Origin of the sequence: Streptomyces sp. CA-243310, from assembly GCF_050936775.1 — a bacterium.
Taxonomy (GTDB): Bacteria; Actinomycetota; Actinomycetes; order Streptomycetales; family Streptomycetaceae; genus Streptomyces.
Genome location: NZ_JBNJMF010000001.1, coordinates 2,426,202 through 2,440,629, shown reverse-complemented (window position 1 = coordinate 2,440,629; position 14,428 = coordinate 2,426,202). Strand labels below are relative to the sequence as shown.

General features: G+C 73.3%; 12 protein-coding genes. 7 read left to right on the top strand and 5 right to left on the bottom strand.

Features of this window, described 5'->3' with window-relative positions; translation table 11 throughout:
* Positions 1–4: 4 nt before the first annotated feature.
* From pssA to ACQEVM_RS11075, 3 genes are all read left to right on the top strand, one after another.
* Positions 5–787, top strand: coding sequence for a CDP-diacylglycerol--serine O-phosphatidyltransferase (pssA, locus tag ACQEVM_RS11085; protein WP_371591609.1), 783 nt, complete (start codon positions 5–7; stop codon positions 785–787).
* A gap of 281 nt (positions 788–1,068) precedes the next feature.
* A complete protein-coding gene (locus tag ACQEVM_RS11080; RefSeq protein WP_433077441.1) occupies positions 1,069–2,550 on the top strand; it encodes an AlkA N-terminal domain-containing protein in 1,482 nt (493 codons plus the stop codon).
* Positions 2,551–2,565: 15 nt separating this feature from the next.
* Positions 2,566–3,075 (top strand): methylated-DNA--[protein]-cysteine S-methyltransferase, encoded by a 510-nt coding sequence (locus tag ACQEVM_RS11075; protein WP_433077439.1) that lies wholly within the window; start codon positions 2,566–2,568, stop codon positions 3,073–3,075.
* A 78-nt stretch (positions 3,076–3,153) separates the two neighbouring features.
* Here ACQEVM_RS11075 and ACQEVM_RS11070 read toward each other — a convergent pair whose 3' ends face one another.
* From ACQEVM_RS11070 to ACQEVM_RS11060, 3 genes are read right to left on the bottom strand one after another with little or no spacing between them, the layout of a single operon-like run.
* Entirely contained in the window at positions 3,154–3,582 is a 429-nt protein-coding gene (locus ACQEVM_RS11070; protein ID WP_433077437.1) for a hypothetical protein, read from the bottom strand.
* Positions 3,583–3,627: 45 nt separating this feature from the next.
* Positions 3,628–4,128, bottom strand: coding sequence for an NUDIX domain-containing protein (locus ACQEVM_RS11065; RefSeq protein ID WP_433077435.1), 501 nt, complete (start codon positions 4,126–4,128; stop codon positions 3,628–3,630).
* 37 nt (positions 4,129–4,165) lie between these two features.
* Complete coding sequence (locus tag ACQEVM_RS11060; protein ID WP_433077433.1) at positions 4,166–5,890, bottom strand: BCCT family transporter; 1,725 nt, start codon at positions 5,888–5,890, stop codon at positions 4,166–4,168.
* Between the two features lie 143 nt (positions 5,891–6,033).
* Between ACQEVM_RS11060 and ACQEVM_RS11055 the strand changes: the two genes are divergently transcribed.
* Positions 6,034–7,182, top strand: coding sequence for a glycerate kinase (locus tag ACQEVM_RS11055; RefSeq protein ID WP_433077431.1), 1,149 nt, complete (start codon positions 6,034–6,036; stop codon positions 7,180–7,182).
* 124 nt (positions 7,183–7,306) lie between these two features.
* The gene (locus ACQEVM_RS11050) at positions 7,307–7,669 is read left to right on the top strand and encodes a GNAT family N-acetyltransferase (protein WP_433077429.1); all 363 of its coding nucleotides are present in this window, start codon (positions 7,307–7,309) and stop codon (positions 7,667–7,669) included.
* A gap of 109 nt (positions 7,670–7,778) precedes the next feature.
* Here the strand turns inward: ACQEVM_RS11050 and ACQEVM_RS11045 are convergent, their stop codons facing one another.
* The gene (locus ACQEVM_RS11045) at positions 7,779–8,408 is read right to left on the bottom strand and encodes an isochorismatase family protein (RefSeq protein ID WP_433077427.1); all 630 of its coding nucleotides are present in this window, start codon (positions 8,406–8,408) and stop codon (positions 7,779–7,781) included.
* Positions 8,409–8,481: 73 nt separating this feature from the next.
* Between ACQEVM_RS11045 and ACQEVM_RS11040 the strand changes: the two genes are divergently transcribed.
* Together ACQEVM_RS11040 and ACQEVM_RS11035 are read left to right on the top strand one after the other, a co-directional pair.
* Positions 8,482–9,465, top strand: coding sequence for a GlxA family transcriptional regulator (locus tag ACQEVM_RS11040; RefSeq protein WP_433077425.1), 984 nt, complete (start codon positions 8,482–8,484; stop codon positions 9,463–9,465).
* A gap of 9 nt (positions 9,466–9,474) precedes the next feature.
* Positions 9,475–12,267 (top strand): SpoIIE family protein phosphatase, encoded by a 2,793-nt coding sequence (locus ACQEVM_RS11035; protein WP_433077423.1) that lies wholly within the window; start codon positions 9,475–9,477, stop codon positions 12,265–12,267.
* Positions 12,268–12,309: 42 nt separating this feature from the next.
* Here ACQEVM_RS11035 and ACQEVM_RS11030 read toward each other — a convergent pair whose 3' ends face one another.
* Positions 12,310–14,379, bottom strand: a complete 2,070-nt coding sequence (locus ACQEVM_RS11030; RefSeq protein ID WP_433077421.1) for a SpoIIE family protein phosphatase — start codon at positions 14,377–14,379, stop codon at positions 12,310–12,312.
* Between the last annotated feature and the right edge of the window lie 49 nt (positions 14,380–14,428).

The window sequence follows — 14,428 nt, the reverse complement described above, 5'->3', positions numbered from 1 at the left end:
GGACATGCCGCTCTCCCTGCGGCTGTCGATAGCGGACACCCTCACCCTCGGCAACGCGACCTGCGGCTTCATGGCGGTGTACTTCACCACCACCGGCATCCTGATCCCGCACCTCACCGGCAGCGGCGAGTCGGGCATGGCCCGCAGCAGCGCCGCCACGGCGGTGATACTGATGCTGCTCGCGGCGGTCTTCGACCTCTTCGACGGGATCGTGGCCCGCAAGCTGCGCAGCTCGCCGATGGGCGCGGAGCTGGACAACCTCTCCGACCTGATCAGCTTCGGGCTGGCACCGGCGTACTTCGTCCTCGTCTACGGCATGGTCGCCGACGACGCGGTCCAGAAGATGTCGGCGCTGGCGGCGATCGTGGTGCTGCTGGCCGTGGTGCTGCGCCTCGCGAGATTCAGCTGCGTGACGATGAAGGACGGCATGTTCCAGGGCATGCCGAGCCCCTTCGGCGCGCTGACGGTCGTCTCGATCGTTCTGCTGGAGCTGCCGTTCGTCCCGACGCTGCTGGCGATCGTCGGCGTGGCGTGGCTGATGGTGAGCCGGGTCGAGTACCCCAAGCCGCGAGGAGTCCTCGCGGTGGCGATGCTGAGTTGGATCGTCGCGGCGATGGGCCTGTTGGCCGCCTGGGCGTTCGACGCCCCCGGTGGTCAGCTGCTGCTCCAGACCGGCTGCGCGCTGCAGATCGCCATGGCGGCGACGATCCCGCTGTTCGCGACGACCCGTCGCGCGAACACGTTCCGCCACAACCGGCGCGAGGCCAGGGCCACCCAGGCCCCGTAGGCTCCACGCCGTGAAGCTGTCCGAGAGGGCCCCCGATGCCACCGAGGCGCCGGGGGCCCTTTCCGTTGCCCCGGCGCCCTGGCGGGGCCACGGGAGGCCTTCCCGGGGCCACCCCGCTCGGAGCGCCCCGTCCGGGGTGCCGCCTTCGCCGGTCCGGACGCTCCGAGCCGAGCCCGGGGCGGCTCGGAATTCCGCGCAGGGGCCTCCCGGGCGGGGGCGGGCGTAACCTAGATGTCGGAAAACCGCCAGCCCCGCCCCGTACACATCGGGATCCTGGAGCCATGTACACCGACACCGACCGCTGTGTCAGGGCCGTGCAGTCGAAGGACGCCCGCTTCGACGGCTGGTTCTTCACCGCCGTCCTGACCACCCGGATCTACTGCCGCCCCAGTTGCCCGGCCGTGCCGCCCAAGGTCGGCAACATGTCGTTCCTGCCCAGCGCGGCCGCCTGCCAGCAGGCCGGATTCCGGGCGTGCAAGCGGTGCCGGCCCGACACCTCCCCCGGGTCCCCCGAGTGGAACGCCCGCGCCGACGCCGTCGCCCGCGCCATGCGGCTCATCCAGGACGGGGTCGTCGACCGCGAGGGCGTGCCGGGGCTCGCCACCCGCCTCGGCTACTCGACCCGGCAGGTGGAACGACAGCTGAACGCCGAGCTGGGAGCGGGGCCGCTCGCCCTGGCCCGGGCCCAGCGGGCACAGACCGCGCGGCTGCTGATCGAGACCTCCGAGCTGCCCATGGCCGACGTCGCCTTCGCCGCCGGGTTCTCCTCGATCCGGACCTTCAACGACACCGTCCGCGAGGTCTTCGCCCTCTCCCCCAGCGAGCTGCGGGCCCGCGGCGAGAAGGCCCACCGCAACCAGCCCCGGATCCCGGGAACCATAAGCCTGCGGCTGCCGTACCGGTCCCCGCTCAACCCCGACAACCTCTTCGGCCACCTCGCCGCGACCGCCGTGCCCGGGGTCGAGGAGTGGCGGGCCGGCGCCTACCGCCGAACCCTGCGCCTGCCCTACGGCACCGGCGTGGTCGCCCTCACCCCGCAGCCCGACCACATCGGCTGCCAGCTGGCCCTGACCGACCTGCGCGACCTCACCCTCGCGATCAGCCGCTGCCGCCGACTGCTCGACCTGGACGCCGACCCCGAGGCCATCGACGAGCAGCTGCGCGCCGATCCGCTGCTGGCCCCGCTCGTGGACAAGGCTCCCGGGCGCCGGGTGCCCCGTACCGTCGACGCGGCCGAGTTCGCCGTACGGGCGGTCCTCGGGCAGCAGGTGTCCACCGCGGCGGCCCGTACGCACGCGGCCCGGCTGGTCGTCGCGCACGGCGAGCCGGTTGCCGATCCCGACCCGGCGGGCGGGCTGACGCACCTGTTCCCCTCCCCGCAGGCGCTGGCCGGGCTGGACCCGGAGTCCCTCGCCCTGCCGCGCAGCCGCCGCACGACGCTGACCACGCTCGTGGCGGCGCTGGCGGACGGCTCGCTGCCGCTCGGCATCGACAGCGACTGGGAACTCGCCCGGTCACGGCTCGGCGCACTGCCCGGGTTCGGCCCGTGGACCACCGAGGTCATCGCGATGCGGGCGCTCGGCGACCCGGACGCGTTCCTGCCGTCGGACCTGGGGGTCCGGCGGGCGGCGCGGGGGCTCGGTCTGCCGTCGACGCCCGCGGCGCTGACGGCCCGGGCGGGCGGCTGGCGGCCCTGGCGCGCGTACGCCGTGCAGTACCTGTGGGCCACCGAGGACCACGCCATCAACCACCTGCCCGTCTGAAGGAGCCCGACCGTCATGACCAGCAAGCAGCACACCGTCGTCGCGAGCCCCTACGGCCCGCTGACGCTCGTCGCCACCGACGGCGTCCTGAGCGGCCTGTACATGGTCGGGCAGCGGCACCGACCGGCCGAGGAGTCCTTCGGCGAGCGGATCGCGCCGACCGAGGCACCGTTCCCCGAGGTGGTGCGGCAGTTGACCGCGTACTTCGCCGGGGAGCTGAGCGAGTTCACCCTGCCGCTGCGCATGGAGGGGACCGAGTTCCAGCGCAGCGTGTGGGAGCAGCTGGTGCGCATCCCGTACGGCGAGACCTGGTCGTACGGGCAGCTCGCGGACAAGCTGGGCAAGCCGGGCGCCTCGCGCGCGGTGGGCCTGGCGAACGGCAAGAACCCCATCGGCATCATCGTCCCCTGCCACCGCGTCATCGGGGCCTCGGGCGGCATGACGGGCTACGGCGGCGGGGTCGAACGCAAGGTGCGGCTGCTGGCCTTCGAGTCCGGCGCCCCCACCCAGGAGGAACTGGGCTGACCCGCCCCCACCTGCGGCGGCCCGGGCCCTGTCGTCGACGTCTCGCCTGGCCCCACTTCGACACTTCGACGAGGGAGCCTAGATGACGGCCAGGGGCACCAGCAGGGCGAAGCCCGCGCCGGCCTCCACCGCGTAGGCGTACAGCGAGGGGTGCTGGACGGGGGCGGCGAGGAGCACCACGCTCTGCTGCTCTCCGGCCGCGGTCACCCAGGCGGCGTCGGCGCCGAGCTTGCCCTGGTACCAGCCTTCGCAGGCGCCGGGGCCGGTGACGGCGAGGAGGTCGTCCTCGCGGCGGTAGAAGGCCTGCCAGCCCTCGGCCGGCGTCGACCAGCCCTCGAAGTCGCTGAACTCGGCCCACCCGCCGTCGCGTATCGCGCCGTCGAACATCCAGACCGGGGTCCCCTCGGGGGTGAACTCGCCGCTGGACTGGTCGTCGGTGGTGAAGTGGACCATCGGGAGGGCATCGGGACCGTCGGCCGTGCTGGGCCAGGCGTACATCGTGATCATTCGCTGAATTCTGTCCTGGTCGAAGTAGGCCTGAGGTAACGGTGGCTACGCGGACGCCGGGCGGCGGCCGTTCTCAAGCTCGGCGGTGCTCTCGCCCGACTCCCTTACGCGGTAAGCCTCTTGGGTGCGCAGGCCGAGCGATCCGAGCAGGTGGGAGGTGAGTTCGGCGGGCTCGACCAGCTTCCAGGAGATCAGTTCCTCCTCCTGGAGCCTGATCGAGGCCAACTGTCCGGCGTCCAGCACGCCTCCGTCGTAGACGTAGGCGACGATCGGCGGGCGACCCGGGCCCACGCTCCAGTCGACGGCGAGCAGCCTGCCGAGCGGGAGGTCCAGTCCGATCTCCTCGGCGCTCTCGCGGCGGGCCGCCGTGCGCGGGGACTCGCCGGTGTCCGACTCGATGGTGCCGCCCGGCAGGGCCCAGCCCGCGCGGTAGTTCGGCTCCACGATCAGCACCCGTCCCTCGGCGTCCCGGAAGAGCGCGGCGGCGGCGGCCAGCACCCGGGGCAGGCTCGCGATGTAGGTGGCGTAGGCATCGGTGGTGGTCACGCCCGCAACCCTACCCAGCCGCCGCCCGGTGTGTGGATCACGTCCCGGAGGCGCCGCCCTCGCCGTCCGTACGGTCCCGCCCCTTGGACTCGGCGACCCGCTTGAGCCGGTGGTGGCCCGCCCGGCCCTGTTCGGTGACGGCGTCGCCGACCATCGCCTTCACGGCGTCGCGCATCCCGTGGAGCGCGTGCGTGCGGGCGGGGCCCGCGCCGGGGTCCTCGCGCAGCTCCCTCACCAGGGCCCAGCAGAGCAGCAACATGACGATGACGAAGGGCAGCGCGACCAGGATGGTCGCGGTCTGAAGGGACTTCAGACCGCCCGCGAGGAGCAGCGCGGCGGCCACACCGGCCATCAGGATGCCCCAGGTGACGACCAGCCAGGTGGGCGGGTTCAAGGAGCCTCGGCTGGTGAGCGAGCCCATGACCAGGGAGGCGGAGTCGGCGCTGGTGACGAAGTAGGTCATGACCAGGACCATCGCCACCCAGGAGGTGACGGTGCCCAGCGGCAGCGCGTCGAGCATCGCGAAGAGCGACGCCTCCACGCCCTCCCGGACCTTGCCCGCGAGGTCGGCGGCGCCGGTGGATTCGAGCCGGATGGCGGTGCCGCCCATCACGCAGAACCAGACGACGGTGGCGCCGCTGGGCACCAGCAGGACGCCGACGAGGAACTCGCGGATGGTGCGGCCGCGCGAGATGCGGGCGATGAAGGTGCCGACGAACGGGGCCCAGGAGAGCCACCACGCCCAGTAGAAGATGGTCCACGCGCCGAGCCACGAGCTGTCGGTGAAGGCACCGGTCCCGGTCGCCAGGGGCAGCAGTTCGTGCAGGTAGCTGCCGACGCTCGCCGGGATGACGTCGAGGATGTAGACGGTCGGGCCGAGGACGAAGACGAAGAGCATGAGGACGGCGGCGAGCACGAGGTTGATGGTGCTCAGCCACTTCACTCCCTTGTGCAGGCCGGAGAAGGCCGAGAGCACGAAGGCGGCCGACAGCGAGCCGATGATGACCAGTTGGACGGTGATCGTGTCCTCGACGCCTGCGGTGAGGTCGAGCCCCTTGGCCACCTGGAGCGCGCCGAGGCCGAGGCTGGTCGCGGTGCCGAAGACCGTGGCGAAGACGGCGAGCAGGTCGATGGTCCTGCCGAGCGGTCCGTCGGCCCGCCGCTCGCCGATCAGCGGGACGAAGGCGGAGCTGAGCCGGTTGCCGCGGCCCTTGCGGAAGGTCGCGTAGGCGAGGGCGAGGCCCGCGATGCCGTAGATGGCCCAGGGGGTGAGGGTCCAGTGGAAGAAGGAGTAGTCGAGGGCCGCGCGGGCGGCGGCGCCGGTGCCGGGGGCCGCCCCGGAGGCGGGTGGCGGGTGCAGGAAGTGGGTGAGCGGCTCTCCCACGCCGTAGAACATCAGCCCGATGCCCATGCCGGCGCTGAACATCATCGCGATCCAGGAGAGGTTCGTGAACTCGGGCTCGGAGTCGTCGGCGCCGAGCCTGATCCGGCCGAACCGGCCGAGGGCGAGGACGACGCACATGACGAGGAAGACGTCGGCGGCGATCACGAACAGCCAGGCGAAGTTGCCCAGGACCCACGCGAGCGCCGTGCTCGACGCGGCGTCGAAGGAGTCCTCGCCGAGCGCCGCCCACGCCACGACGGCGAGCACGGCGAGCACTCCGATCGCGACCACCTGGAGGTCGGGAGTACCGCCTCCCCGGTCGTCCGGACCCGCGCCCGAGGGCTCGGGACGTGGCTGTTCCAGTGAATCGGCGCTCATGCGGCCACACTATGCAGACCTATATACCGATTTAGGGTCATGGCGCGCCGGGTGTGGCCCAGGCCACCCATGGGCATAGGAGGATCCTCCGGATACGCTCATGGGGGCGCGACTGCACTGTTCGATAGCAAGGGATTAGCAAGGTGACGGACGGAGCAGTAACTGAGACCGCGCGCGTGCTCATCGCCGCGGACAAATTCAAGGGCTCGCTCACGGCCGTTCAGGTCGCTGAGCGGGTGACGGCGGGCCTTCGCGCCGCCGTCCCGGGCGTGGAGATCGAGACCCTCCCCGTCGCGGACGGCGGCGACGGTACGGTCGCGGCCGCCGTGGCCGCCGGTTTCGAACGCCGGGAGGTACGGGTCACCGGACCCCTCGGCGACCAGGTCACGGCCGCGTTCGCGCTGCGCGACGGCACCGCGGTGGTCGAGATGGCGGAGGCCTCCGGGCTCCAGCTGCTGCCCCCGGGCGTGTTCGCCGCGCTGACGGCGACCACGTACGGATCGGGTGAGCTGCTGAAGGCCGCGCTGGACGCGGGCGCCCGCTCGATCGTGTTCGGCGTGGGCGGCAGTGCCACCACCGACGGCGGCGCCGGCATGCTCGCGGCGCTGGGCGCGGTGTTCCTGGACGCGAACGGCGAACCCGTCGGTCCGGGCGGCGGAGCACTGGCGTCACTGGCGTCTGCGGACCTGTCCGGCGTCGACCCGCGCTTCGCCGAGGTCGACTTCGTCCTCGCAAGCGACGTGGACAACCCGCTGACGGGCCCGAAGGGCGCGCCCGCGGTCTACGGCCCGCAGAAGGGCGCCTCGCCCGAGGACGTGGCGACGCTCGACGCGGCGCTGGCCCACTTCGCGGTCGTGCTGGAGAAGTCGATCGGCCCGAAGGCCGCCGAGTGCGCGGCGCTGCCGGGCGCGGGCGGCGCGGGCGGCATCGGCTACGGCGCACTGCTGCTCGGTGCGACGTTCCGTCCCGGCATCGAGCTGATGTTGGAGGTGCTCGGCTTCGCGCCGGCCCTGGAGCGGGCCACGCTGGTCATCACCGGTGAGGGTTCGCTGGACGAGCAGACCCTGCACGGCAAGGCCCCGGCCGGGGTGGCGGCGGCGGCGCGCGCGGCGGGCAAGGAGGTCGTCGCGGTCTGCGGGCGGCTGCTGCTGGAGCCGGAAGCCCTCCAGGCCGCCGGCATCCGGCGGGCGTACCCGCTGACGGAGATCGAGCCGGACCCCGCGAAGTGCATCGCGAACGCCGGTCCCCTGCTGGAGCGGGTCGCGGCCACCATCGCCGCCGACGTGCTCTGACGCCTTCGAGGGCACGAGAGGCCCGGCCCCCGACGCTGCTCGGGGTCCGGGCCTGCGGCGTACGCGCGCACCGTCGCGAACAATGCGGTACCGGTCGGTCGGGCCCGACCGGTAGACAGGGATCGTGACCACGCTGCTGACCGAGCGACTGCTGCTCGCACCCCTGGACCGGGCCTCGGCCGAACACCTCGTGTCCGGGGCACCCCGGACGGACGATCGTTGGGGGCCCGGGTACCCGGACGCCGCAGACCGGGCGGGGGCGGAGCGGTTCCTGCGACTGCTCGCCGAACGCGGCGGTCCGGGGGCGTTCGGCGCGTACGAGATCCGGCGCCGCGAGGACGGCGTCGCGATCGGCGGGGCCGGGTTCCACGGGCCGGTGAACGCCACCGGACGGGTCACCGTCGGCTTCGGGCTGATCCCCGCGCGCACGGCGCCCGCGGGGTGGACGGGGACACCGACCGGGAGAACGCGGCCTCCGGGCGGGTGATGGCCGCCGCCGGGATGCGGTTCCTGCGGGAGGAGGGCCGGCTGCTTCACTACGCGGTGACCTGGGCCGATCGCTGAACCCACCGACCCGGGACCCGCCCATGCCCGGGCTACGCGGTGACCGCGCCCCGGACCGCGGAGAGGAGCCGGGCGGTGGTGGTCACGCGGGCGAATCCGCCGCCGTGGAGGTTGACGGCCGTGGCGGTGGCCAACGCGTCGGCGGTCAGGGCCAGGCCGTCCGGGCCCTCGAGATCGAAGGTGTGCGTGGCGTCGAGGGGGACGAGTACCTCGTAGCCGAGGTTGCCGCCCACCCGGGCGGTGGTCTCGACGCACATGTTGGTCTGGATCCCGACGACGACGATCCCGCCGATGCCCTGGGCCCCGAGCCAGCGCGCCAGGTCCGGGGTGCCGTGGAACGAGGAGTTCACCGTCTTGGTGACCAGCAGGGCTGCCGTGTCCCGGCGGTCCCGGACGAAGTCCTTGAACGCGTGGCCGGGGTGGTCCTCGGCCAGGACGGAACCGGGGACGACCGAGGTGTGCCGGACCAGGACCAGGGGGCGGCCCGTCTCCTGCCAGGCGTCCATCAGGGCGGCGATGTTGGCCTCGGCCTCCGGGTTGTTCCGCGGGCCCCAGAAGGACGCGTCGTCGAAACCGCGCTGGACGTCGACGACCACCAGGGCGGTGTTGTCGGCGATCTCGATCGCGGGGTCGTTCGGGTTCGGGTTCTCGTGCGTCGTCATGGCCCCATCCTGTGCGGCGGGGACCGGACCCGACAGGAGCACCGCGGACCCGAACCGATGGGATCCTGCCACCATGGCAGTCATGCACCGGATCGCGATCGTCTGTCAGCCCGGCATCCGCGCCTTCGACCTGGCCGTCATCACCGAGGTCTGGGGTCCCGACCGCAGCCGCGCCGGCGTCCCGCACTTCGAGCTGCGGCGCTGCGCCCTGGACACCGGGCCGATCACCCTGCCCGGCGGGCTGACGCTGACGCCCGACCGGGGACTGGATTGGCTGGCCCGCGCCGACCTGGTCGTCGTACCGGCGCTGTCCGAGCCCTGCGACCCGACCCCCGAGCCCGTGTTGGCGGCCCTGCGGGAGGCCCACGCGCGGGGTGTGCCGGTGGCCTCGCTCTGTGCCGGTGCGTTCATCCTCGCCGAGGCCGGACTGTTGGAGGGGCGCAGGGCCGTGACCCACTGGTGGCTCGCCCCCCGGTTGGCCGAGCGCCATCCCGGGGTGCTGGTCGAGGACGCCCCCCTCTTCGTGGAGGACTCGGGCATCTGGACGTCCGCCGGGGTGGCCTCCGGCATCGACCTGTGCCTGCACCTGGTCCGGGAGGCGCACGGTTCGGAGGTCGCCGCGGCCATCGCCCGGTCCATGGTGACGGGGCCCTTCCGCACCGGGGACCACGCCCAGTACCTGGACCGGCCCACGCCCGCGGGGGACCGTACCGCCGAGGCGCTGGCCGCCGTGCGGGAACGGGCCCTGCGCCATCTGCACGAGCCCCTGGACGTCGCCACGCTGGCGCGCTGGGCCGGCATGTCTCCCCGCTCCTTCGCCCGGCACTTCGCGGCAGGCACGGGCACCACCCCGCACAAGTGGCTCCTCCACCACCGCCTGGACGAGGCCCGCAAACTGCTGGAACGCACCGACCACCCGGTGTCCGAGGTGGCCCGGCGCGCCGGGTTCTCCGGCGAGGTGAACTTCCGCCAACGGTTCACGGCGCACGTCGGCATGAGTCCGCGTGCGTACCGCGCGGAGGCCGCCGCCACTCCCAAACCGCGGCGACAGTGTTAGAAATGGCTCATGACCGGACGTTCGGGTCGATCCCGGGGATCACCGCCGGCGGGCCACCCACCAGGCCTGCTCGCGCGTCTCTCCCTGGCCCCGGGCAGCGTCGCCGGTCAGGTGTTCGCTTTGCAGGCCGTGATCGTGCTGATGGTGATCGCCGCGGCGGCACTGGCGCTGGTGTTCCAGGCCCGGTACGACAGCGGGCAGGACGCCCGCAACCGCTCGCTGGCGGCCGCCGAGTCCTTCGCGCGCGCGCCCGGCCTGCCCGCAGCGCTCAAGAGTTCCGATCCGACCGCCGTGCTCCAGCCTCTCGCGGAGGGCGCCCGCAAGGCCTCCGGGCTGGACTTCATCTCCGTGCTGAAGACCGACGGGGTGCGCTACACCGACTCCCGGCCCGAGCTGATCGGCCGGCGGGCCACCGGCGACCTCGATCGCGCCGTCCGGGGCGAGTCCTTCACCGAGACCTTCAAGGGCGCCCCGAGCAACGCGGTGCGCGCCGTGGTCCCGGTGCGGGACGCGAGCGGCACCGTCGTCGCCCTCGTCGCCACCGGCATCGAGGTCCAGAACGTCGGTGACGCGGTCGAGAACCAGCTCCCGCTGCTGCTCGGCGCAGCCGCGGGCGCGCTGCTGCTCGGCACCGGCGGAGCCGCTCTCGTCAGCCGCCGACTGCGGCGCCAGACCAGCGGCCTGGGCCCCGCCGACATGGCGCGGATGAACGAGCACCACGAGGCGGTGCTGCACGCCGTGCGCGAGGGCGTGCTGATCATCGGCGCCGACCACCGGCTGCAGCTCGCCAACGACGAGGCCCGCCGGCTGTTGGGCCTGCCCGCCGATGCCGAGCAACAGCATGTGGAAGACCTCGGGCTGGACCCCCGTACCTCGGCCCTGCTGACATCGGGGCGGGTGGTGACGGACGAGGTCCACCCGGCGGGTGACCGTCTGCTCGCGGTGAACGTCCGGCGCACCAGGCCGGACGCGGGGCGTCCCTCGGGCAGCGTGGTGACCCTGCGGGACTCCACCGAACTCGCCGCGCTCTCCGGCCGGGCGGAGGTGGCCCGGGACCGGCTGCAGATGCTGTACGACGCCGGGGTGCGGATCGGTACGACCCTGGACGTGACGCGGACCGCGGAGGAACTGTCGGAGGTGGCCGTCCCCCGGTTCGCGGACTTCGTGACCGTCGAGCTGTTGGAACCGGTACTGCACGGCGAGGAGCCCTCGGTCCCCACCGGGACGTACACCGAGATGCGTCGGGCGGCCATGTCGGGGGTCCGCACGGACCAGCCCCTCCAGCCGGTCGGGGAGGTCATCCGGTTCGTCGTGCCCACGGCGCCGATGGCGGCGGCCCTGGCGGCGGGGAGCGCGGTGCTCGCCTCCGATCTGCGCACCGCCTTCGGCTGGCGGGCCCAGGACGCCGAGGGGACCCGGATCGCGCTGGAGTACGGGCTGCACTCGCTGATCTCCGTACCGCTCCAGGCCCGCGGGGTGGTCCTCGGAATGGCCAATTTCTGGCGGGCCGACACCCCCGATGCCTTCGACGAGGAGGACCTCTCGTTCGCCGAGGAACTCGGCGCACGGGCCGCGGTGTCCATCGACAACGCCCGCCGCTACACGCGCGAGCACGCCACCGCCGTGACGCTCCAGCGCAGCCTGCTCCCCCGGGTGCTGCCCGACCTGACCGCCGTGGACGTCGCGTTCCGCTACCTGCCCGCGAAGGCCGGGGTGGGCGGGGACTGGTTCGACGTGATCCCGCTGGCGGGGACTCGGGTGGCCCTGGTCGTGGGCGACGTGGTCGGGCACGGGGTGCACGCGGCGGCGACCATGGGACGCCTGCGCACCGCGGTCCACAACTTCTCCACCCTGGACATGCCGCCCGACGAGCTGCTCGGACACCTCGACGAGCTGATCGACCGGATCGACCGCCACGAGAGCGACCTCGACGCGGAGGACGGCGAGCCCGTCGACGAGGCGGCCGGGGTCACCGGCGCCACCTGCCTGTACGCGGTCTACGACCCGGTGTCGGGGCGCTGCACGTTGGCGAGCGCCGGGCATCCCGGGCCGGCGCTGGTCCACCCCGACGGCCGCGTGGAGTTCCCGGAGCTGCCGACCGGGCTGCCACTGGGCGTGGGCGGGATGCCCTTCGAGACCACCGAGCTGATGCTGCCCGAGGGAAGCCGGCTGGCGCTCTTCACCGACGGCCTGCTGGAGGACCGCGACCGGGACTTCGACACCGGTCTGGGGCTGCTCGGCGAAACCCTGGCACGGCCCGGACGCACTCCCGACCAGGCGTGCGCCGACGTGCTGGCGGCGCTGCTGTTCCCGGCGCCGAACGACGACATCGCCCTCCTGATCGCCGACACCAGGCGGCTGGACGCCGGGCGGATCGCGGAATGGGACGTGCCCGACGACACGGCGGCGGTCTCGCGGGTGCGCAACGCGGGCTCGGCGCAGATCGCCGCCTGGGGCCTGGAGGAGATCGCCTTCACGGCGGAGCTGATCCTCAGCGAGCTGATCACCAACGCCATCCGCTACGGGAGCGCGCCCGTCGGGGTGCGGCTGCTCCGCGACCGGACTCTGATCATCGAGGTGTCCGACGGCAGCAGCACGTCCCCGCACCTGCGGTACGCGGCCACCACCGACGAGGGCGGTCGGGGGCTGTTCCTCGTCGCGCAGTACGCCGAGCGGTGGGGCACGCGGTACACCGAGCGGGGAAAGGTGATCTGGGCGGAACTCCCGCTGACCGGGAACCCGGCGGAGCCGCTGGCGGCCCTCACGCTGGACCTGGACGAGCTGGAGGGCCTGGCCTGGTGACGGTGTCGCGCCGGCCCGGCCTGGTGACGGTGTCGCGCCCGGTCAGGCCGGCGGGGTGCGCACCGTACGGGCCAGCAGGACGGCCACGTCGTCCTGCGGGGCGTCGGGCAGCAGGTCCAGGATGCCGTCGCAGAGCTGTTCCAGGGGCCGTGCCGCCTGCCCCAGGGCGCGGGCGAGCCTTTCCATGCCGTGGTCGAGGTCGCGGTCCCGGGACTCGATGAGCCCGTCGGTGTACAGCGCCAGCAGGGTCCCCGGGGGCAACGACACCTCCTCGGTGCGGAAGTCCTGCCCGCCCGTGCCCAGCGGGGTTCCGGGCGGTCCGTCGAGGAAGGTGACCGTACCGTCGGCGGTGACGACGGCGGGCGGCGGGTGGCCGGCGCGGGCGATCACGCAGCCGCCGGTGGCCGGGTCGTGGACGGCGTACACGCAGGTGGCCATCTCGTCCTCGCCCAGGTCGGCGACCACCGCGTCGAGGGAGCGGAGCATCAGGGCGGGCGGCACGTCGTGTCGTGCGAGGGTGCGCACCGAGGTGCGGAGCTGGCCCATGACGGCCGCGGCGTGGATCCCGTGGCCCATCACGTCGCCGATGACCAGGCCGGTCCGTCCGCTGGGCAGCTGGATGACGTCGTACCAGTCACCGCCCACGTCGTGGTCGCTGGCGGGCAGATAGCGGCCGGTGAGTTCGAGGCCGGTGACCTCGGGGAGGGCGCTGTTGGTGAGGCTGCGCTGGAGCGTGAGCGCCGCCTGGCGCTGTGTGGTGTACATGCGGGCGTTGTCGATGTTGAGGGCGGCGCGGGCCACCAGCTCGTCGACGAGCACGCAGTCCTGTTCGTCGAAGGGCTCGCGCTCGCGCAGCCGGGTCACGGCCACGGCGCCGAGCACCTTGCCGCGCGCGACCAGCGGGACCAGCCGCGCCGACCCGAGGGTGGAGAGGTAGGCGCGCAGGGGCTCGGCGCGGGGGTCGGTGATCAGCGCCGGGATGTCGGAGAGGTAGAGGTTCATGGGCCGGCCGTCGGAGATGACCCGCTCGTAGACCGTCCCGACCGGGATCTGGAAGGTCTGCCCGGCGACGAGTTTCGCGGTGGGCGCGGTCGGGTCGGGGAAGGTGGCGGCCAGTCTGCGCAGGAGTCCGCGCGTGGAGGTCCCGCCGGTCATCTCGTCGGGGTCGAGGACGGCTTCCAGGAGCTGTACGTCGGCCGAGTCGGCGAGCTGGGGCACGAGCAGCTCGACGATCTCCCGGGCGGTCTGGTTGAGGTCGAGGGTGGTGCCGATGCGGGTGCCGGCCTCGGCGAGGAGGGCGAAGCGGGTCCGCGCCCGTTCGGCCTCCAGTTGGGCCCGCTGGCCCTCGGTGATGTCGATGAGGGAGGCGATCAGGCCGAGCCTGCGACCGCTCCCGTCGAGCAGCGGGGCGTACGAGCAGGACCACGTCCGGTCGTGGTCCGGGTCGGCGGGGGTGCGGCCGGTGCGCCGGACGTCGACGACGGCCGTGCCCCCGTCCAGGACCTGCCGCATCGTGGCTTCCAGGGCGACCGCGTTGACCCCGGGGACCACCTCGGTGAGGCGGCGGCCGAGGTGCGCCGCCGCGGAGACCCCGTTCATGCGGGCCAGGGCGTCGTTGACGCGCAGGAACCGCAGGTCGGGGCCGAGCGTGGCGAGGCCTATCGGGGACTGGGTGAAGAGGCTCTGGAGGGCGACGAGGGAGTCCCGCATGTGCAGGACCTCGGAGGTCTCCACGGCGATGAGCATGGCGCCCGTGCGGCCCTGCGGGTCGGCGGCGGGCACGATCCACATCTCCATCGTCACGCGGTGCCCGTCCCGGTGGCGCACGGGAAGGGTTCCGACGACGGTCTCGCCCGCCTGCACCCGCCGGGTCAGGTCGTCGGCCAGCTCCCGGTTGGCGTCCGGGACCAGGACCGCGGTGCCGGGCCGGCCGAGGATGTCCTCGGGGCGGTGGCCGAGCAGGTCCTGCGCGGCCAGCGACCACTCCACGACGCGGCCGTCGGCGTCCTCCCGCCACAGGGCGATCGGCAGCAGCTCGCGGAGCACTCCCGCATAGCCGACCGTCGCCACCGGCGGGTCCGGCACCTCGCTCGCCGACCGGTATGTGTCCAACGCACCGACCTCGTCGCTGGTGGGCCTGTTTCCTTCCGAATCACCCTAG

Bases quoted from the DNA above. Each gene is read 5' to 3' on its own strand.
- ACQEVM_RS11040 (WP_433077425.1), top strand. From the start codon at position 8,482: ATGGCAGTCATGCACCGGATCGCGATCGTCTGTCAGCCCGGCATCCGC.
- pssA (WP_371591609.1), top strand. From the start codon at position 5: ATGCCGCTCTCCCTGCGGCTGTCGATAGCGGACACCCTCACCCTCGGC.
- ACQEVM_RS11060 (WP_433077433.1), bottom strand. From the start codon at position 5,890: ATGAGCGCCGATTCACTGGAACAGCCACGTCCCGAGCCCTCGGGCGCG.
- ACQEVM_RS11045 (WP_433077427.1), bottom strand. From the start codon at position 8,408: ATGACGACGCACGAGAACCCGAACCCGAACGACCCCGCGATCGAGATC.
- ACQEVM_RS11070 (WP_433077437.1), bottom strand. From the start codon at position 3,582: ATGATCACGATGTACGCCTGGCCCAGCACGGCCGACGGTCCCGATGCC.
- ACQEVM_RS11035 (WP_433077423.1), top strand. From the start codon at position 9,475: ATGACCGGACGTTCGGGTCGATCCCGGGGATCACCGCCGGCGGGCCAC.
- ACQEVM_RS11075 (WP_433077439.1), top strand. From the start codon at position 2,566: ATGACCAGCAAGCAGCACACCGTCGTCGCGAGCCCCTACGGCCCGCTG.
- ACQEVM_RS11080 (WP_433077441.1), top strand. From the start codon at position 1,069: ATGTACACCGACACCGACCGCTGTGTCAGGGCCGTGCAGTCGAAGGAC.